Origin of the sequence: Methylobacterium gossipiicola (assembly GCF_900113485.1) — a bacterium.
Classification (GTDB): domain Bacteria; phylum Pseudomonadota; class Alphaproteobacteria; order Rhizobiales; family Beijerinckiaceae; genus Methylobacterium; species Methylobacterium gossipiicola.
The window spans coordinates 82,900-101,498 of record NZ_FOPM01000003.1 but is presented as its reverse complement, the minus strand read 5'-3'; the positions used below and the strand labels follow the sequence as shown (position 1 = coordinate 101,498).

Here is an 18,599-nt window from a genome sequence, read left to right as displayed (position 1 = left end):
TTCGGGCGCATCGCCCTAGATCGGTCGACAGATCCGCGCGCGACGATGACGCGTCCGTGCGCGAAGCTCGGGGAGTTCCGCCATGCCGTCATCCCTCACCGTCGATTCCGGGCGCCGCCGGACCCTGATGCTCCTCGGCGCGGCCCTCGTCGCTGCGCCGCGCGCCGCCCGCGCCGGGGACGCGTCCACGAGCGACATCCGGGCCGGGGCGTTCAGTTTCGAGAAGCCCGAGGGCGGCGTCCTCGCCCTGGCGGAGTTCGCCGGCAAGCCGATCCTCGTGGTCAACACCGCCACCGCCTGCGGCTATGCCGGGCAGTTCGTCGGGCTCCAGGGCCTGTGGACCCGCTTCGGCGCCCGTGGCCTCACGGTGATCGCCGTGCCGTCGCCGGATTTCGGCAACCAGGAACCCCTCGACGGGCTCGCCATCGCGGAGGCCGCGCGCAAGAACCACGGCGTCACCTTCCCCATCGTGGCGAAGGTGCATGTGCGGGGTCCGTCCGCCCATCCGTTCTACCGCTGGGCGGCCGCCGAGAAGCCCGGCGCCGTGCCGGGCTGGAACTTCCACAAGTACCTCGTCGGCCGCGACGGCCGCCTGCTCGCCGCCTACCCGCACACCCTCGATCCCACCGACCCGCGCCTCGTCACCGCCATCGCGGCCGAACTGCCGGCGGCTTGAGGCGGGGCGGCACGAACGGGGTTCAGCGCCCCGGAATGTCGCGGGGCGGCCGCAAGCCGTCCGCGACCGGCCGCGCCCGGCGCGACGGGAGCCGCGCAGCCTCGGGCGGGCGCGAGGGGTCGTTCGAGGCGAAGGCGTTGGCCGGCACGCCGTCGGCCCTGGCGCGGGGCCGCCCCTCGGCCGGGGCCGCCAGCAGCGCGAGGGCGAGGCCGCCCAGGGCGAGGGGGATCGTCGGACGCATGGGCGGCTCCCTGGAGACAGCGGACACCTTGGAGCCCATAGCCCGGCCCGCCATATCGGGCGAGGCCCGACCCACGGGCTCGAGGAGACGGGCCGATGGAAGCCGCACTGGAACCCCATACCTTCCTGCGGGACGGGGTCGCGTACGAGGTCCGCTTCACGCACGCCCCCGAAGCCTGGATCGCCGCGATCCACCGGGCCGGCGAGGCCACGGCGCAGATCGTCGCCTTCCCGCACGGGCGCGGCTACGACCCCGACGACGTGCGCGGCTCCCTCGTGGCCGGCTGCGAGGCCATGGTGCCGAACCTGCCCTGGCCCGGCATCACCCGACACTGATCCGGCGCGGCGCAAAGCGGTCGCGGGCGACAGAAAAGCGCAACGCGGTCCCTTTCCGTACGCCCGTCCCGGCCCATTTGCGGTCTGGCTTCCCGGCTCGGTCCGGGGGCGCGGCGTGATCGCCCGCGCCCCCGGACGGGCGCGGCCGGCGGCCGCGGCCTCGGGTCCGGTCGCCCCGATATTCGAGGATCCGAGGGGGACTCCGTGAGCGCGACCATCGACAAGACCAACACCGAATCGTTCAAGATGGAGGGCCGCTGTCCGTTCGGCGGCGACCGCATCGGCGGCGCCCACGGCAACCGCCCGACCCTGGACAACTGGTATCCCCACCGCCTGCGGGTCGAGGTGCTGCACCAGAACGGCCTGGCGGCCGATCCCCTCGGCCCCGATTTCGACTATGCCGCCGCCTTCAACGCCATCGACCTCGACGCCCTGAAAGCCGACATCAAGCAGTTCCTCACCACCTCGGTGGCGTGGTGGCCGTCCGATTACGGCAATTACGGCCCCCAGATGATCCGCATGGCCTGGCACTCGGCCGGCACCTACCGCATCGCCGACGGGCGCGGCGGCGCCGGCACCGGGATGCAGCGCTTCGCGCCCATTTCGAGCTGGTGGGACAACGGCAACACCGACAAGTCGCGCCGCCTGCTGCAGCCGATCAAGCACAAATACGGCAACGGCCTGTCCTGGGCCGACCTCATGGTGCTCACGGGCAATTGCGCCCTGGAGATCATGGGCCTGCCGACCTACGGCTTCGCCGGCGGCCGCCTCGACGCCTGGGAGGCGGACAACGCCACCTATTGGGGTCCGGAGGTGGTCGACATGGGCACCCTCTCCGACTTCGAGAAGATGACGGGGCGCGACAAGCGCTGGCGTGGTAAGAACGGCGACGCCGATTACGATCTGGAGAACCCCCTCGCCGCGTCGCATCAGGCGCTCATCTACGTCAACCCGGAGGGCGCCTACGGCGACGGCGATCCCGTGGGCTCGGCCCGCGACATCCGCATCACCTTCACCCGCATGGCCATGAACGACGAGGAGACGGTGGCGCTCATCGCCGGCGGCCACGCCTTCGGCAAGAGCCACGGCATGACGCCCTCCAAGGAGATCGGCCCCCCGCCCGAGATGGCGCCCATGGAGGCCATGGGGCTCGGCTGGCACAACCCGCGCGGCACCGGGAACGGCAAGGACACCATGACCAACGGCATCGAGGGCAGCTGGACCCCCGATCCGACGAAGTGGGACAACAGCTACCTGGAAAACCTGTTCAAGTTCGAGTGGGTGAAGACGAAGAGCCCGGCCGGCTCGGTGCAGTGGACCCCGCAGGACCCGGACGCGCCGAAAACCCCCGACGCCCATGTCGCGGGGCAGATGCACCCCCTCATGATGATGACCACGGACATCGCCCTCAAGGTCGATCCCGAATACCGCAAGGTCTGCGAGAAGTTCCTCGCCGATTTCGACGCCTTCACCCAGGCGTTCTCGAAGGCATGGTACAAGCTCACCCACCGCGACATGGGGCCGAAGCACCGCTACCTCGGCCCGGAAGTGACCCTGGAGGACGGCCTGCTGTGGCAGGACCCGATCCCCGACGCCACCCACGCGCCCATCGGTGAGGCGGAGATCGCCGCCCTCAAGCAGGCGATCGCCGCCACGGGCCTGTCGGTGTCGGACCTCGCCTTCACGGCGTTCTCGTCGGCCGCCACCTACCGCGACAGCGACAAGCGCGGCGGCGCCAATGGCGGTCGCCTCGCGCTCGCCCCGCAGAAGGACTGGGCCGTGAACCAGCGGGCCGCCCCCGTGGTCGCGGCCCTGCGCGGCGTGATGGCGGACTTCAACGGCACGCGCTCCGACGGCAAGGCGGTGTCGCTCGCCGACCTCATCGTGCTCGGCGGCTGCGTCGCCGTGGAAAAGGCCGCGGCGGCGGCCGGCAGCCCCGTGACGGTGCCGTTCACGCCGGGCCGGGTCGACACCACGCAGGACCTCACCGACATCGAGATGTTCACGTGGCTGAAGCCCGTCGTCGACGGCTTCCGCAACTATGTCGACGCCGATTACGGCCGGATCGCTCCGGGCGTCTCGCCGGAGGAGCTGTTCCTCGACCGGGCGAACCTCATGACGCTCACGGCCCCCGAATGGGTGGTGCTCACGGGCGGCCTGCGGGTGCTCAACACCAACCACGACGGCTCGGACACGGGCGTGTTCACCGACCGCGTCGGCGTCCTGACCACGGACTTCTTTCGGGCGCTCACCGACACGGACCTCGTCTGGGAGAAGGAAGATGCCGAGGGGATGCGCTTTGCCCTGAAGGACCGCGCCAGCGGCGCCGTGCGCTTCCACGCCTCGCGCAACGACCTCGTGTTCGGCGCCAACGCCCAGTTGCGCTCCCTCGCCGACGTCTATGCCGGCAGCGACGGTCAGGCGCGCTTCGTCACGGACTTCGTCCGGGTCTGGGACAAGGTGATGATGCTCGACCGCTACGACGTGAAGGGTCACCGCCGCCACGGCCCCATGGCGGCCTGATCGGGACCGATTCTCGCGACGCGGGCTCGCTCTTCTCCGGGGAGAGCGAGCCCGTCGGCCACCTTCGACGGGATCGATCGAAGCCGTCGGCGTCGCATCGCGGCGGCGGCGGCCTCGAACGCGCGCCTCGGGTCGCACCTAATTAGTTTCAGATTCCGAAGGGCCGTTGAGGGTGAAGAGCGGAAGCTTGCTCGACGGCAGGGAGCGGAGCTGCGGCGGCATGCTCGATCTATTCGGCCCTCTGGATTCGGCGATCGCGCTTTGCATAATGACCATGTGGATGACGACGTGGGCTACGGGCTGTTCCCCTGGTGCGGCAGACCGGCAAGCGAAGGGCTGACAACCCCATGGTGACGATCAGCGACCGGTTCGAGATCAGCGCTGCACTTGAGCGCCTCCTCGACGACGGCCCCGCGTTCGACCCAGACGACGCCAGAGTGCTGATCGAAAAAGTGCCGCTCTCCACCAAGGGCAACGAGATCGTCTTCCGCTACGAGAACCACATGCCGGACAAGGGCGTCGAAGGGTTTGCGCCCGGCGTCGGCAATGTGCGCATCGGCGACAGCAAGCCCCGGGTGAGGGAAGTCGGTCTGCTGCCGGACGTCATCCGCATTGGCGGCTATAAGCTTGTCCACCGGCCGGGCAGCATCCGCATCGAGCTGATGTGGGCGGACACGAAGTTCGACCTCACCACGGGGCAGAAGGACGATCAGTCGGCGATCCTGCTCTACGGTCGGCGCTCGAAGCAGCCGTTGGTCCTGCAGCGGGCAATCGTGACGACGCTGCGGTTCATGCTCTGGCCGAAGCCGCTCAAGACCTTCGAATTGCACATCAGCCGGTACGCGACGTGGAAGACACCGTCGGCACCCGGCGGCCTCGGCGGTGCCAGAGTTGACTCCAGCCTCTTTCTGAAGGCTGACGAGCGGAATCGGGGGCAGACCCACGACTTCGGTGCTTCCGGGCTCGCGCGTACCGCGTAGTCGACCCCCGACCTACTGTGTTTGTCACTGACCGACTTTACATTGTCTTCCATCGCCAGCGAGCTGCCCTGAGACCAATCAAGCGGCTTGGGTTCGACCCCACCGCCTTCGCCCTCAGGCCGCCGGCATCGCCATCTTCGGCCGGCTCGTGAGGACCCGGTGCAGGATGCGGCCGACCTGTTCGGCCGAGTACGGCTTGTGCAGCAGTTCGAAGCCGTGGTCGTTCTCCTGGGCCAGCACGTGGCTGTAGCCCGAGGCGAGGATCACCGGCAGGTGCGGCAGCCGTTGCTGCAGGGTGCGCGCCAGGGCGACGCCGCCGACGCCCGGCATCACCACGTCCGAGAACACGAGATCGAACCCGTTCCCGTCGCGCCCGAGGAGCTCCAGCGCCTCCTCGGCGTTGCAGGCCCAGGTGGTCCGGTATCCGAGATCCTCCAGGATCTGCGTCGCGAACTGGCCGACGCCGACATTGTCCTCGACGACGAGGATGCTCTGATCGGTGCCGAGCGGCGCCAAGCCCGCCTCGGGCGGCCCCTCGGCGACGGGGGCGTCGAGGGCCGCGACCTCGGGCAGATACAGGGTGAAGGTGGTGCCCTGCCCCTCGACGCTGCGGACCGTGACGTCGCCGCCCGATTGCTTGGCGAAGCCGAACACCTGCGACAGGCCGAGGCCCGTGCCCTTGCCGACCTCCTTCGTGGTGAAGAACGGCTCGAAGATTCGCTCGATCCGCTCCGGCGGCATCCCCGTGCCCGTATCGGTGAGGGACACGGCCACGAACGAGCCCGCGCAGCCGGCCGGGCTCGGGTCCGCCCCGCAGGTCACCCGGAGGATCAGCGTACCTTCGCCCTCCATGGCGTCGCGGGCATTGACCGCCATGTTGACGAGGGCGGTCTCGAACTGGCTCAGGTCCGCCCGGACGTGGCAGGTCGTGTCCGGCACCTCGAGGAGGATCTGCACCCGGGCGCCGGTCAGCGTGTCGAGCATGTCGGCGATGGCGTGCACCTGCCGGCCGACGCTGAACACCTCCGGCTTGAGGGCCTGACGGCGCGCGAAGGCGAGGAGCTGGCCCGTGAGCTTGGCCGCCCGGTCGACGGTGTCGGAGACCGCATTGAGGTACCGGGCCTTGCGGACCTCCGGCAGATCGGGCCGGCGCAGGAAATCGACGGACGAGCGGATGATCGTGAGCAGGTTGTTGAAGTCGTGCGCCACCCCGCCCGTGAGTTGGCCCACCGCCTCGAGCTTCTGGGACTGGCGCAGGGCTTCCTGCGCCTGGACGAGGTCGGCCTGGGCGCGCAGCCGCTCGGTGACGTCCATGACGAACTGGTAGCAGCCCATGCGCTCGCCCCGGGCATCGCGCAGGGTGCGGAAGCTGATCTCGTAGGCGGGCCGCGCCCGGTCGGCATCGCCGAATTCCTGCACGAAGGTGAGTTCCTCGCCGGCCAACCCGCGTCCCCAGCCCAGCCTGACCTGTTCCCGGTGCTCGGGCTGATCGGCCAGGAGGTCGAGCATGTTGTCGCCGACCTTCGGGCGCACGCCGTAGATGCGCTCGAACTCGTCGGCGTTCGCCTTGTTGATGGCGAGGATCGTGTAGTCGAGATCGGCGGCCATCATCATGATGTCGCTGCGCTCGATGATGGTGGCGAGCATGTTGCGCTCGGCCGTGCGCTCCGAAACCTGAGCCTCCAGGGTTTCGTTCAGAATCTGCAGGCGGCGTTCGCTCTCGGCCAACCGCCGCTCGGTCGCCCGGCGCTGGCTGAGATCCGCCGTCACGACCAGGAGACTCTTGAACCGGCCCTGCGCGTCGTCCAGGCGCGTGACGCTGCTGTTCGCCCAAACCGCCGTGCCGTCGGGCCGCCGGTACAATTTGTCGAGGCTGGCCCCCTGCCCCGTCTCGACGGCCCGCGCGATCGTGGCGAGGCTGTGCGGGATGTCGTCGGGATCGGTCATCTCCGCGACGCTCCGGTGCAGCACCGCCCCCGCCGGACGACCGAGGATGCGGCACATCTCGGCGTTGACCCGCAGGTAGCGGCCGTCGGCATCCAATTCGGACAAGCCGACGGAGGCGCCCGCGAAGATCGCCGCCAGACGGGCCTCGCTCTCGTGCAGGGCGACCTCGGCGCGGGCCCGCTCGATGGCCGCCTTGACGCGCTCCCCCACCTCCCGGATCAGGTTCCGCTCCACCGCCGTCCAGGCGCGGGGAACCGCGTTCTGCACCGCCAGCAGGCCGACCCACTCGTCGCCCCGGAACAGCACGACGTCGACGAAGGCCCCGACCTGCCGCGACCGCAATCCGGCCCGCGCCTCGGGATTGAACCGGAGGTCCGACGGCACGTCCTCCACGGCGACGACGGAGCCGTCTCGGTAAGCGGCCAGGAGGTCCGGGCCGAACGCCGCCAGGGAATGGCGGCCGACGATGGACTCGACGCCGTCGGCGTAGTCGCGCTCGACGATCATCAGGCTGCCGGCGATCTCGGCATAGAACACCCGGCTCGCGCCGACGCGCTCGCCGAGGCGGCGGGAGGCCACCGCGATGATCTCCGCCGCGTCGGTCAGGGGCCGGAGGGTGTCGCTGAGGTCGAGGAGGAAGGATTGGCGTTCCTCGTTCTCGTGGAACGCCACCTCCGCCTCGCGCCGCCGGCCCGAGCCGCCGAGGCAGGTGCCGTAGAGGCCCGCCACCCGTCCGGCGGCCTCGCGAATGGGCACGAGGGACGGCGACAAGAGGCCCCCGTCCGCGCCATCGGGCGGCCCGGCGACGTGGTCGAGGGCGGCGGCCTGCACGGAGCGGCCCGAGAACGCCTCCGCCACCAGGGGGGCGAGATCGGTGCCGAGTTCGCGCCAGACCGCGCGCGCATCGCGGTCGAGGGCGGCGGGATGCGCGGCGCCGAGGAGCCGGGCATAGGCATCGTTGTAGAGGAGCCGGTGCTCCGGCCCCCAGACGATGAAGGCCGGCGCGGCCGAGCCCAGCATGAGCCCGACCAGGGTCGTCAGGGCGCATGGCCAGGCCGAGGGCGCGCCGAGGGGCGAAGCCTCCCAGGCATGCGCGCGGATGCGGTCACCCATCGCGCCGCCATCCATGGGCCAGGCTGTCATCGACATGGCGCGTCCGCTCTCCCGTGCGTCACCGCGTGAAGCTGCTGTCGAGCGTGCTCGGGGAGAGGCCCCGGCCGAGAGCGCTCGCAGCGTGTCGCCCCCGCCGATCCTCGGCCCGGGCAGCCCTGGTGTCGCGCGCTGGCCGGCTCGGCCCGGGCGTGCGTGAAGGCCGTTCGGTCGATCGCGTCGCGCGCGCTCGTCCAGCCTGTTCGAGGAGTCTCACGGCGCGGGGGGGATGTCAAAGCCACGCTCCCGTCGTGGGGCCTTCCGCCACACACATTGTGTTGAAGTGTCCCGGTCCGGAGCGGATCGACGCGGACCGATCGCGGTCCCACGGAACCACCCGCCCGTCGCGGCGGTTCGCCCCCGACAGTCAATCGAAAGACGGGAAACCCATGTCGGACGTCACCTATCGCATCGTCGAGCACGACGGCGGCTACGCCTACAAGGTCGGCGACGTGTTCTCCGAAACCTATCCCAGCCACGACGACGCCCTCCAGGCGGCGCAGGCGGCGGCGGCCGAGCAGCAGGTGCCGGGCTCGACGGAGGGCATCCGCTATCAGGACGGCGCCGGCAACTGGCACGATGAGACGGCGAACGGCAACGACCGCCCCGTGGCGAAGGTGGTCGAGTAGGGCGCCCCCCGAACCGGGCAGTCCGGACCAAAGGCGGAGGGGGCGGGATTTGCGTGCCGCTTCCATCCGGTGCAAGTCCCATCCGGTAAGAGGCGGAACGGCCGTTCCGCAGCCGGAGTTGCGCCGTGAATCCACGTCAGCCCGACCACGACATCGATCCCGTGTTCATCGAGCGCTGGTCGCCCCGCGCCTTCACCGGCGAGGCGGTGCCGGAATCGGAGCTGTTCCGGATGTTCGAGGCGGCGCGCTGGGCGCCGTCCTCCTACAATTCGCAGCCCTGGCGCTTCCTCTACGCCCTGCGCGACACGCCCCACTGGGCGCAGTTCCTCGATCTCCTCGTGCCCGCCAACCAGGCCTGGGCCAAGGATGCCGGCGCCCTGGTCATCCTGGTGTCGAACAAGACCATGAAGGTCGGCGACGTCCTCAAGCCCACGCCGAGCCATTCCCTCGACACCGGCGCGGCGTCGGCCAACTTCCAGCTCCAGGCGATCCGCCAGGGTTGGCACGTCCACGGCATGGGCGGGTTCGACAAGCCCCGTGCCGCGACCCTGCTGGCGGTGCCGGAGGGCAACCACGTCGAGGCCGCCTACGCCGTCGGCCGCGCCACGCCGCGCGAGCAGCTCACGGACGAGCAGCGCGCCAAGGAGGTGCCGAACGGCCGCCGCCCCATCACCGACTTCATCCATGCCGGCGGGTTCCCCGGCCACAAGCTCTAAGCCCTCCGTGCTCGCGCCAGCTTCCGACTATGCCGGTCTCGTGGCCGGCTTCACCTGGGACATCCCCGCCCGCTTCAACATGGGCGTGGCGGTCTGCGACGTCTGGGCGGGGCGCGAGCCGGATCGGGTGGCGATCCAAGACGTCGGCGCCACGGGGGTGGCCGCCGCCACCTTCGGGGACCTGAAGGCCGCGTCGGACCGCCTCGCGGCGGCCCTGCGCGGGCGCGGCGTCGGGCCGGGCGACCGGGTGGCGGTGCTGCTGCCGCAATCGGCCGCCGTGGTGGTGGCGCACGCCGCCGCCTACAAGCTCGGCGCCATCGCGTTGCCGCTGGCCGGGCTGTTCGGCCCCGAGGCCCTGGCCTACCGGCTCTCAGATTCGGGCGCCCGCGCGCTCGTCACCGACGCGGCGGGCCTCGCCAAGGTCGCGCCCCTCCGCGCGGGGCTTCCCGCCCTCACCCTCGTGGTCGGCCTCGACGGCGGGGCCGAGGGCGTGGTCGCGTACGCGGATCTCGTGGCGGAGGGCCCCCCGGGCTTCACGCCCGTCGACACCGGCCCCGACGATCCGGCCCTGATGATCTACACCTCGGGCACCACGGGCCTCGCCAAGGGGGCGCTGCACGGCCACCGGGTGCTGCTCGGCCACATGCCGGGCTTCCTGATGATGCACGCCTTTCCGCCCCGGCCCGACGACCGGATGTGGACGCCCTCGGACTGGGCCTGGGCCGGCGGCCTCCTCAACGCCACCCTGCCGGCCTTGAGCCTCGGCGTGCCCGTGGTGGCGCAGCCCGCCGCGCGGTTCGAGCCGGAGGCCGCCCTGCGGCTCATCGCCGAGCACCGCGTCACCACGGCGTTTCTGCCCCCCACGGCGCTCAGGATGCTCCAGACGGTGCCGGATCCGCGCGGGCGCTTCGACCTCTCGACGCTGCGCAACATCGCCTCGGCCGGCGAGGCCCTCGGGCCAGAGACGTTCCGGTGGGCGCAGGACAGCCTCGGCCTCACCCTCGGCGAGGCCTATGGCCAGACGGAGTGCAACCTCGTGCTCGCCGCCTGCCCCTCGGCCGGGGTGGCGCGGGCCGGCTCCACGGGACGGCCGGTGCCGGGCCACCGGGTGATGATCCAACGCCCCGACGGCACCGAGACCGATGTGGACGAACCCGGCGAGATCGCCATCGCGCGACCCGATCCGGTGATGTTTCTCAAATATTGGAATCAGCCCGAGGCGACGGCGAAGAAGTTCCGTGGCGACTGGATGCTGACCGGCGACACGGCCCGGCGCGATGCCGACGGCTACATCCACTTCGTCGGCCGCGACGACGACCTCATCACCTCGGCGGCCTACCGCATCGGCCCCACCGAGATCGAGGATTGCCTGTGCGGCCACCCCGCCGTGGCCATGGCGGCGGCCGTCGGCCAGCCCGATCCACTCCGCACCGAGATCGTGAAGGCCTTCGTGGTGCTGCGCGAGGGGTTTTCGCCCTCGGACGCCCTGGCGGCGGAGATCCAGGCCCATGTCCGCACCCGGCTCTCGGCCCACGAATATCCCCGCGCCCTCGAATTTCGCGAATCCCTGCCGATGACCACCTCGGGCAAGATCATCCGCCGGCAACTGCGCGACGGCGGCTGACAGACGAAAACGGCCGGGATCGCGCCCGGCCGTTTCTCAATGGAAGACTGTCAGAACTTGAAGATCGTGTCGGCCGTGCCGGCCAGGGTGAAGGCGAGCCCGAGGGCGAACACGCCGATCATCCCGTAGGAAAACGCCTTGAGCATCCGGGGCGATCAGCAGGCCGAGCCGCCGGAGGTCTGGCCGTATTGCGGCACCGGGCGGGTCTGCTGGTTGGCATTGCCCTCGGCGGCGGAGTTCATCGGACAGCCGAACCGGGTCGGGCCGCCCTCGTCCACGAGCACGAGGGGCGCATCCTCACCGTAGGGCATCAGGCCCATGTAACGGGCCTGTCCCTCGTACCGGCCGTCGAAGGCCAGAGCCGGGGTCACGGCGGCGGCACCCAGTGCAACGGCGGCGACGATGGCGGAAAAGCGCGTCTTCATTTGAGTTCCAGGCTCCGATTCAAGACCAGACCCGACGTCCGTCTCGATGATGCTGGCACAACCTGTCGGATAGGGATCGGTTCCACGCCGATGTGCTGGAACGCACGGCACCTGGACTGGTCTAGGATGTCGCAGCCAAAGTGTATTCAAATCACGGCGCCGTGATCGACCGGTGTACGGCGTCACGGCAGACTCTCGTGCTGTGACGCCATCACTTCGTTCCTGCGCCAGAGCACGAGGCTTTTGTTTTTGCATCAATTTTCCCAGACACGGCTGAAGCCTCCGTCTGGATCGATGCACTAGAAGTCCCGCTGCACCCGCGCCCGGATCTGCACGGCATCGACGCTGGCGATCGTGGCCACCGGATTGGCCGGGTCGTTCACGTAGGCGGCGGTCTGGGACGGGTAGCGGCTGAGGTCGAGGACGCGGCCACGTTGCACACCGTAGCGGGTGTAGATGGCCTCGACGCCGATATCGAACTCCTTGACGGGCGACCAGATGAGGTTGGCGCCGACGAGGAAACGGTAGGAATCGCGCAACACCTGGCTCACCTCGAAGAACCGGGTGCCGGGCGTGCCCGGTCCCGTGCCGGTGAGGCCGAAATGCGCCCCCTGCGCCGCCCGGGAGCCGGGGGCGAAGTTCATGCGGCCGTAGGAGCCGAAGACCGCCGAGCGGACGGAGGGCGTCCAGTAATGCAGCAGGGCCGCCGTGGCGGAAAAGCTCGTCGAGAGTTCGAAGCGGTTGGTGAGGGGGTTCAGCACCGCGTCGGCGAGGAATTGCTGGAAGGGCGCGCCCTGGATCGCCGTGGCGGCCTGGGCATAGGGACCGACATAGGCCGGCAGGCCGGTATAGAGCCCCGCGCCCGCGCCGTAGGCGCCCTGGAGGTAGAGGGTGTCGCCCGGCGCCAGGGCCGGAAGATTCACCTTCACGCCGCCCTGCACGGCCCAGCCATAGGCCGAGGGCGCGCGGCCGACATCGCGGGCGTTGGCGAGATCGACGGGGGCACCGCGATGCGTGCCGCGAAAGGCGTCGCCGCCGAGGAAGCCGGGGCTGACCTCGTGCAGGGCGACGGACCCTTGCGCGGAGCCCCACGCGCCGTCCGTGCGCAGCACCCCGACGAGGTCGGGCAGGCGGTTGCGCTCGGCGACATCGACGAAGCCGACCCCCGTCGGGGTCCCGTCGGCGCCATACCCGACGAAGAGGGGCGCCACGGGCTTCAGGGCCGGTCCGCCGTCGAGGCTCGGCACCAGGGGCCGCAGGGTCTGCGAGGCATAGACCGCCGTCTGCCGGAAGCTCGGGTCCTCCACGGAGAACGTGGCCGAGATCCCCTTGGCCGGGGACGCGGTGTAGGCGACGAGGTTCGTCGAAGGCACGTCCGAGCCCATGGACGCGACGATGAACTCGAAATCGTGGGCGTAGAAATCGAAGAACGACGAGGCCCGGCCGGCGGTGAGGCCGGAGAACTGGATGAACGCCTTGTCGAGGCTCATCTGCTGCTGGACGCGGCCGAACCCATCGATGCCGGTGGCCGGAAACGCGTTGCCGACGCGGTTGAGCGCCCCAGCATGCATGGTGGCGAACCCCGTGCGGCTGCCGACATCGAGGCGGGTGAAGCCGCGCAAGGTGCCGTGATCCGTCTGGGTCCGGGCATCGAAATTGAGGCGGGCGCGGCTCTGGTAGCCGCTGATGTCGCCCGCCGAATTGCGGCTGTAGGCGTTCTGGAACGCGTATTCGAACCGGGCGCGGCCCGACAGCCGCAGGCAGGTCTCCGTCCCGGGGATCGTGAAGAAGCCCTTGCCGTAGGGGGTGCAGATCCGCACGGCCTCGCCCGAACCCGCCTTGCGCTCGCCCGGCCCTTCCGCCGCCTCGGCGGGCATTCCCATCAACCCGACCACGCCCGCGAGCAGGCTCGTCCGACTCAGCTTCATGCCCCGTCCCGTGGCGTCCAACCCGAGACGGGTCACCCTTTCGGCACGCACCGACCGGCGGAGGAACCTCCGTTCCAGGCCGGGCCGCGTATCAAGCAAGTCTAAAGGTGTTTCGAGCGGGGAACAATCGGGCCGGGAGAGGATCGTCTTACAAAAACCCCGGGTTTTGCAGCTTTAGATTCCGCCGTTCCATCGGATCGACTTGCGGATTAGGTCCGCGCTTCAAACGTAACGCGCACGACACGCCGATCTTTCCCGCGCGGATCGGCGCCGTGCCGCAGGCCGGGCCCCGACTCTGCCGCGCCCCGCTCCCCGGGGGCAACGATCGTCTCGAGGCCGATCCAACCTCCTCTCCCGCTCCGGCCGGTCCGTGAAACGCGACGGGCTTCCTCTCCCGACAGGAGAGGAAGCCCGCGCACGCATCCGCGATCCGAACGCCGCTGGAGTCCTTCGCAAGAGCGGCGCTCGGTTGCCCCGGCCGCCGCGCCGGGGCGCCCGGAGGCCGGATCAGGCGGCCCGGACGGTGGCGAGGAAGCGGTCCACCTCCGCGCGCAGGTGCTCGGATTGCCGCGACAGTTCGGCGGCCGATCCGAGCACCTGGGTCGCCGCCGCGCCGGTCTCGCTCGAAGCCCGCGCCACGCCGGCGATGTTGATGGTGACCTCCGTGGTGCCCGTGGACGCTTCGGCCACGTTACGGACGATCTCCTGCGTCGCCGCGCCCTGCTCCTCGACGGATTCGGCGATGGCGGTGGCGACGGCGTCGATCTCGCGGATGCGGCCGCCGATGGAGCCGATCACCTCGACGGCCTGCCCCGTCGCGTTCTGAACGTGTCCGATCTGGCTGCCGATCTCCTCCGTGGCCCGCGCCGTCTGGTTCGCGAGTTCCTTCACCTCGGCCGCCACCACGGCGAAGCCCCGCCCGGACTCACCGGCCCGCGCCGCCTCGATGGTGGCGTTGAGGGCCAACAGGTTGGTCTGGGCCGCGATGGTCGAGATCAGTTGGACCACGTCGCCGATCTTGCCCACCGACTGGCTGAGGGTGTGCACGAGGCCGGCGCTGCGGTCGGCCTCATGAACGGCCTGCTGCGCGAGGTCGGCCGAGCCGGCGACCTGACGGGCGATCTCCTGCACCGAGGCGCCGAGTTCCTCCGCCGCCGCCGCGACGGTGTTGACGTTGGCGGCGGCCTGTTCGGAGGCGGAGGCGACGGCGGTGGATTGACCGGCGGTCTCCTGGGCCGTGGCGGTCATCTGCTGGGCCGTGGCCTGGAGTTGCGTCGCCGCCGCCGAGACCTGCCCGACGATCCCCCCGACCGCGGACTCGAAACCGTTGGCGAGTTCGATCATCGTGCGCTTGCGCTCGGCCGCCGCCGCCGCGTCGGCGATGAGCCGGCGCTCGGCTTCGTCGGCGGCCTTCTTCGCCACCATGGCCTTGATCCCCACGACGGCCCGGCCGACGGCGCCGATCTCGTCACCGCGCGCGGCTTCCCGGATCTCGCAATCGATCTCACCCTGGGTCATCCGCTCGAGGGCACCGACGAGGCCCTTGAGGGGACGCAGGATGCCCACGGTCACGACGACGCCCGCCAGGGCGAAGGCGACGAGCAGGCCCGTGACCGATGCGATGACGAGGGCGGTCAGGGCGTTGTCGGCCTGCGCCTGCGCCGAATCCTTGGCCGCCTGGAACTCCTGCTTCAGGAGATCGACGCGCGGCTCGATCAGATCGCGGATTCGGACCCGGGCGGCGGCGCCCTCGATCACCGACAGCTTGGCGGCCGCCTCGTTCTCGTTCTTCAGGCCGAGCTCGACCACGCGGTTGGTGATGCCGAAATACTCCCCGACGGCCTTGCGCAGCTGCTCGTTGACCACCTTGCGCGCGGGCTCATCCGCCAGGGCGATCAAGGTCTCGACCGAAGTGTTGGCCCCCTTGATGGCGGCCTCGTAGCGGGCCTTGTAGCCGGCCATTTCCGTCTGGCGCGTCTCGATGACGATGTTGCGCGCCTGAACCGTCGCTTCCGTGACCTGCAGGCGCAGATTGAGGATCTGCTCCATCCGGGCGACCTGGACATCGACGAGCTGCTTGGTGAGCTGAGACAGATTCCCCACCGTTCCGCGCGCATAGGCGGCGATCCCTGCGGTGAGAAGTGCCACGATGACGAGCGGCACCGCCAGTTTGATCAGCAAACTACTATTCTGCAATATTTTCGACATGACCGAACCGCCCTCACGCCCGTGCCCAAGCGAGTTCCACATGTGGCCAGGGGATGGTTTTTTTTCAGTAAATTCTTAGATATGAGCGTTACCCGACCGTGGTGTTCTATCGATTTAGGAACATGCGCTCGAGATTGGACCAAATATTGAGAACCTCTTACGATGAGAAGCCCATAAAGCAATATAATTCATTCATCACGGCTTCGTGATGGGCCGCGCAAAGTATTCACCGGCTCACAATCGGACTTCCAGACGCGGACTTGTCCGAATGCCCCCCGGCCGGCACCCTATGTCTCGCACGAAACGCCCGCCGCACCGTCGTCTCCAGGGCGAGAAGCGTCCGGGGGCGGAAGATTCGTGAGGCCCGCGAAACGCCCCTGCGGAGGATCGCGGCGGGGACGAGGCGGACGGCGTTCGACCGCTCCGCCCCTCACCCCGGAGGCGGCGGACCGAGAAACGGCTCCCGCGCGCCGCGCGACCGAAGGGATCGCGCGGAGCGGGGGATCAATCCTGCTGATTGATGAACGTGTCGGGCGTGCCCGTGCCGGCTTCGACGAAGCGGATGTCGCGGGGCTCGCGCCGGGGGGTGTCGACGGAGAGGAACACCATCGGCTCCTCCAGGATCTCCGGCACGGAGTGAACCACGCCGCGCTTGAAGAACACGAGGGTGCCGGGGCCGACCTCGATGGCCGGCTCGTCGCCGAACTTCATGCGGCAGCGGCCCGACAGGGCGTAGAGGTATTCGTCGCAGGAGGCATGGCTATGGGGCGGCGTCGGCCGATAGACCCGGAACACCCGGGCGCTCGCCGCCGGATCGTCGGTGAAGCGGTGATCCGCCACCAGGGTGGTGGCGGCCTCGGGCAGCCGCGCCGCGTGGGCGGCGACGTCGAAGACGCCGTGGTCGGTCAGCGGGGTGGCGTCGCTCATGGGGCGCGGGTCCTTCCGGTGCGGTGATCCTGCCGGACGCTACCGGGTTTCCCGCGCCCCCCCAAGGGGCGCGGCCCCCTCAATAATTCACCTGCAACTGGCCCCGGAACAGGTGACCCTCGGCGCGGCCGAGGCGGCGCTCGTCGGCCTCGCGGCGCTTCATCCGGGCATACGCCAGGGTGATCTCGATGGGCTTGATCGGCTGAAACTCGATGCCGACCTCGACCTCGTCGGTGTCGAGGCGGGGGGCGTTCGTCGCCACCTTCCAGCCGCCCTCGTAGGTCTGCCAGCGGGCATACGGCATGAACGGCCCGACGGGAGAGTGATCGACCCGGAACATTGCCTGGACGTAGCCGCCGCTGAGGGGCTTCTCCTGGATCATCCGGCTGACGACGTCGTATTCCGGGCCGCGCCCCCAGTTCCACTCCGCCTGGAGACCGAACGGCTGCGGATACAGGATGGCGTGGAGGCCGACGCGCGAATCGTCGAAGGCCCGCGGGCTGACGCCGCCCGTGCGGATTTCCGGCTGGAACCGGTTGCGGTAGGCCGAGGCGCCGACTTCGAGGACCTGATCCTTGAACATCGGCCCCAGACCGTCGAGGGCGAACGGCCACGTCACCATGCCGGCGACCATGAGATCGTCGTTGCGCTCCACCCGGTTGAGGGTCTGGCCGTTGTAGAGGCCGACGCCGAAGGCGCCGTAATTGCCGAACAATTTCTGCCCGCCCTTGGCGAGGCGGTCCCAGATGCCCTGGACGTGCCAGGGCGTGTAATAGGCGGTGATGCCGATGTCGCGCTCACCCGGGAGCGCGCTGTTGATGGCGTCCGAGCGGTCGAGAGTGAGGCGGTTCTGCGAGGATTGCAGGTTCTCCCAGCCGTAGGGGACCTTCTGCTGGCCGAAGCGGAGCTTGGTGCGCCGCTCGTCGTCGAGGAACACGTCGGCGAAGGCATCGCGCAGCTGGGCGAAGTTGCCGCGCCCCTCGCCACCGGACTGGTTGGCGACGTTCACGGCGAAATCCGGCTGTAGGTAGATGAACACCCGGTCGTGGATGTCGCCCTGCAGGACGAGGCGGACGCGCCGGAAGGTGAAGTTGCCCCGGTCGGTGATGCCGCCGTCGTGGACGGAGCGCAGGCGCGCTTGCCCGCTCGGCGCGGTGGTGTCGCCCGCGAAGGTCTCGTTGATCCGCATCTGGGTGTAGCCGCGCAGGGACAACCGCTCGAACCAGGTTTTCGGCCGCGCCCTCGCGCCCGGATCGTCCACCAGGGGCGTCGGTGGGGGCGGCAGCAGGGCGTCGATCCAGGTGTCCGGCCGGTCGATGACGAAGGCGGGCCGCTCCGGATGGGCCGCCCGGGTCACGGCCGGAGTGGTGACCGCCGATTCCACGGGGCGGCCGGCGGCGGGCCGCGTGCCGGCATCCGTGCGCTTCGCCAGGCGGGGGGAGGCCGCGCGCGGGCCGCGCCCGGCCTCGGCCTGCGCCTTGATCATCGCCTTGAGTTCGTCGATCTGCCGCTGCAGCTCGGCGACGGTCTGCGCCTGCGCGCACGGCGTCAGGACGGCGCTCCAGGCGAGCGCCGCGGCGAGGAGGCGTTGTCTCATCGTGTCACCCCAAAGGTCGTGAAAGGTGTCGCCGCGTCACCGCCGCCCGCGAGACGGGGCGGCGAGTATCGGCCTGTCTTGATCGGGCGCGCCGAAGGTCGAACCGCCCGTCCGGATCGGTCCCTTCGCCGCGGGAATGACGTGTCTCGTAAGAGCGGACCGTCTAGTTGCAGCCTGCTCCACCAGATCTTGGTCCAGGGCGCAGTAGAGACGCCAAATGACGCCTCTGTGACGCAAATTTTTCTGTCGAATGCGGGATTATAGCTCGCTCGACCGGCCGACACGCCGGTTACGGATAGCCCTGACGGAGGCCCATCGCGCGCGGACGCCGCGCCGCCCCCACCGGGTTCCCGAGTGGTTCCACCAGCATGTGCCGCCGCGCACAGAAGGTGTCTCCGCGCACACACACGGAAACGAGATGGATTATCCCTCGTGCGACAAGTCTAACCGCAGGCTGATCTGGAGCTATTCTTGATTTGTTTTTTAATCCACTTCCCCGCGTGCGCCCTGACACGTGCAGAATGAAAGCGGCGCGCTATATCAGTGTTGTGCAGCAAGGAACCGAACCAAACACCGGATCGGTTCTAAGAGGGGAAACAATCACCATGAAAAACGCTCGCTTCGCCACCGTCGCCGCCGCTCTTGTTCTCGGCGTTGCTTCCGCCTCCTCGGCCATGGCCTACGAAAAGAAGGG

At 69.6% G+C, this 18,599-nt stretch carries 14 protein-coding genes; 7 read left to right on the top strand and 7 right to left on the bottom strand.

Features of this window, described 5'->3' with window-relative positions:
• Positions 1-82 precede the first annotated feature (82 nt).
• The gene (locus tag BM249_RS03600) at positions 83-676 is read left to right on the top strand and encodes a glutathione peroxidase (protein ID WP_091969092.1); all 594 of its coding nucleotides are present in this window, start codon (positions 83-85) and stop codon (positions 674-676) included.
• A 22-nt stretch (positions 677-698) separates the two neighbouring features.
• Here the strand turns inward: BM249_RS03600 and BM249_RS03595 are convergent, their stop codons facing one another.
• Positions 699-917, bottom strand: coding sequence for a hypothetical protein (locus tag BM249_RS03595; protein WP_143103672.1), 219 nt, complete (start codon positions 915-917; stop codon positions 699-701).
• Between the two features lie 95 nt (positions 918-1,012).
• On the opposite strand from BM249_RS03595, the gene BM249_RS03590 reads away from it, so the two are divergent.
• The 3 genes from BM249_RS03590 (at position 1,013) to BM249_RS03580 (ending at position 4,755) form a co-directional block, all read left to right on the top strand.
• Positions 1,013-1,252, top strand: coding sequence for a hypothetical protein (locus BM249_RS03590; protein ID WP_244528571.1), 240 nt, complete (start codon positions 1,013-1,015; stop codon positions 1,250-1,252).
• A 204-nt stretch (positions 1,253-1,456) separates the two neighbouring features.
• Complete coding sequence (gene katG, locus BM249_RS03585; protein WP_177232309.1) at positions 1,457-3,775, top strand: catalase/peroxidase HPI; 2,319 nt, start codon at positions 1,457-1,459, stop codon at positions 3,773-3,775.
• 347 nt (positions 3,776-4,122) lie between these two features.
• Positions 4,123-4,755 carry a hypothetical protein gene (locus tag BM249_RS03580; protein ID WP_091969088.1) on the top strand — a complete coding sequence of 211 codons (633 nt, stop codon included), beginning with the start codon at positions 4,123-4,125 and terminating at the stop codon, positions 4,753-4,755.
• Positions 4,756-4,869: 114 nt separating this feature from the next.
• Here the strand turns inward: BM249_RS03580 and BM249_RS03575 are convergent, their stop codons facing one another.
• A complete protein-coding gene (locus tag BM249_RS03575) occupies positions 4,870-7,851 on the bottom strand; it encodes a PAS domain-containing protein (RefSeq protein WP_244528570.1) in 2,982 nt (993 codons plus the stop codon).
• A 389-nt stretch (positions 7,852-8,240) separates the two neighbouring features.
• Between BM249_RS03575 and BM249_RS03570 the strand changes: the two genes are divergently transcribed.
• The 3 genes from BM249_RS03570 (at position 8,241) to BM249_RS03560 (ending at position 10,820) form a co-directional block, all read left to right on the top strand.
• A complete protein-coding gene (locus BM249_RS03570; RefSeq protein WP_091969084.1) occupies positions 8,241-8,480 on the top strand; it encodes a hypothetical protein in 240 nt (79 codons plus the stop codon).
• A 125-nt stretch (positions 8,481-8,605) separates the two neighbouring features.
• Complete coding sequence (locus BM249_RS03565; RefSeq protein WP_091969082.1) at positions 8,606-9,196, top strand: nitroreductase family protein; 591 nt, start codon at positions 8,606-8,608, stop codon at positions 9,194-9,196.
• 7 nt (positions 9,197-9,203) lie between these two features.
• Positions 9,204-10,820 (top strand): AMP-binding protein, encoded by a 1,617-nt coding sequence (locus BM249_RS03560; RefSeq protein ID WP_091969079.1) that lies wholly within the window; start codon positions 9,204-9,206, stop codon positions 10,818-10,820.
• Positions 10,821-10,975: 155 nt separating this feature from the next.
• On the opposite strand, the gene BM249_RS03555 is transcribed toward BM249_RS03560, so the two are convergent.
• The 5 genes from BM249_RS03555 to BM249_RS03535 form a co-directional block, all read right to left on the bottom strand.
• Positions 10,976-11,245, bottom strand: a complete 270-nt coding sequence (locus BM249_RS03555) for a hypothetical protein (RefSeq protein WP_091969077.1) — start codon at positions 11,243-11,245, stop codon at positions 10,976-10,978.
• A 299-nt stretch (positions 11,246-11,544) separates the two neighbouring features.
• Positions 11,545-13,173: a porin gene (locus tag BM249_RS03550; RefSeq protein ID WP_244528569.1), complete on the bottom strand. Its 1,629-nt coding sequence runs from the start codon at positions 13,171-13,173 to the stop codon at positions 11,545-11,547.
• Positions 13,174-13,680: 507 nt separating this feature from the next.
• The gene (locus BM249_RS03545; protein WP_091969075.1) at positions 13,681-15,381 is read right to left on the bottom strand and encodes a methyl-accepting chemotaxis protein; all 1,701 of its coding nucleotides are present in this window, start codon (positions 15,379-15,381) and stop codon (positions 13,681-13,683) included.
• Positions 15,382-15,885: 504 nt separating this feature from the next.
• Positions 15,886-16,308: a cupin domain-containing protein gene (locus BM249_RS03540; protein WP_091969073.1), complete on the bottom strand. Its 423-nt coding sequence runs from the start codon at positions 16,306-16,308 to the stop codon at positions 15,886-15,888.
• 79 nt (positions 16,309-16,387) lie between these two features.
• A complete protein-coding gene (locus tag BM249_RS03535) occupies positions 16,388-17,905 on the bottom strand; it encodes a porin (protein ID WP_091969070.1) in 1,518 nt (505 codons plus the stop codon).
• Between the last annotated feature and the right edge of the window lie 694 nt (positions 17,906-18,599).

Coding starts and splice junctions, on each gene's coding strand:
- BM249_RS03600 (WP_091969092.1), top strand. CDS start 83: ATGCCGTCATCCCTCACCGTCGATTCCGGGCGCCGCCGGACCCTGATG.
- BM249_RS03595 (WP_143103672.1), bottom strand. CDS start 917: ATGCGTCCGACGATCCCCCTCGCCCTGGGCGGCCTCGCCCTCGCGCTG.
- BM249_RS03590 (WP_244528571.1), top strand. CDS start 1,013: ATGGAAGCCGCACTGGAACCCCATACCTTCCTGCGGGACGGGGTCGCG.
- BM249_RS03580 (WP_091969088.1), top strand. CDS start 4,123: ATGGTGACGATCAGCGACCGGTTCGAGATCAGCGCTGCACTTGAGCGC.
- BM249_RS03575 (WP_244528570.1), bottom strand. CDS start 7,851: ATGTCGATGACAGCCTGGCCCATGGATGGCGGCGCGATGGGTGACCGC.
- BM249_RS03570 (WP_091969084.1), top strand. CDS start 8,241: ATGTCGGACGTCACCTATCGCATCGTCGAGCACGACGGCGGCTACGCC.
- BM249_RS03555 (WP_091969077.1), bottom strand. CDS start 11,245: ATGAAGACGCGCTTTTCCGCCATCGTCGCCGCCGTTGCACTGGGTGCC.
- BM249_RS03550 (WP_244528569.1), bottom strand. CDS start 13,173: ATGAAGCTGAGTCGGACGAGCCTGCTCGCGGGCGTGGTCGGGTTGATG.
- BM249_RS03545 (WP_091969075.1), bottom strand. CDS start 15,381: ATGTCGAAAATATTGCAGAATAGTAGTTTGCTGATCAAACTGGCGGTG.
- BM249_RS03540 (WP_091969073.1), bottom strand. CDS start 16,308: ATGAGCGACGCCACCCCGCTGACCGACCACGGCGTCTTCGACGTCGCC.
- BM249_RS03535 (WP_091969070.1), bottom strand. CDS start 17,905: ATGAGACAACGCCTCCTCGCCGCGGCGCTCGCCTGGAGCGCCGTCCTG.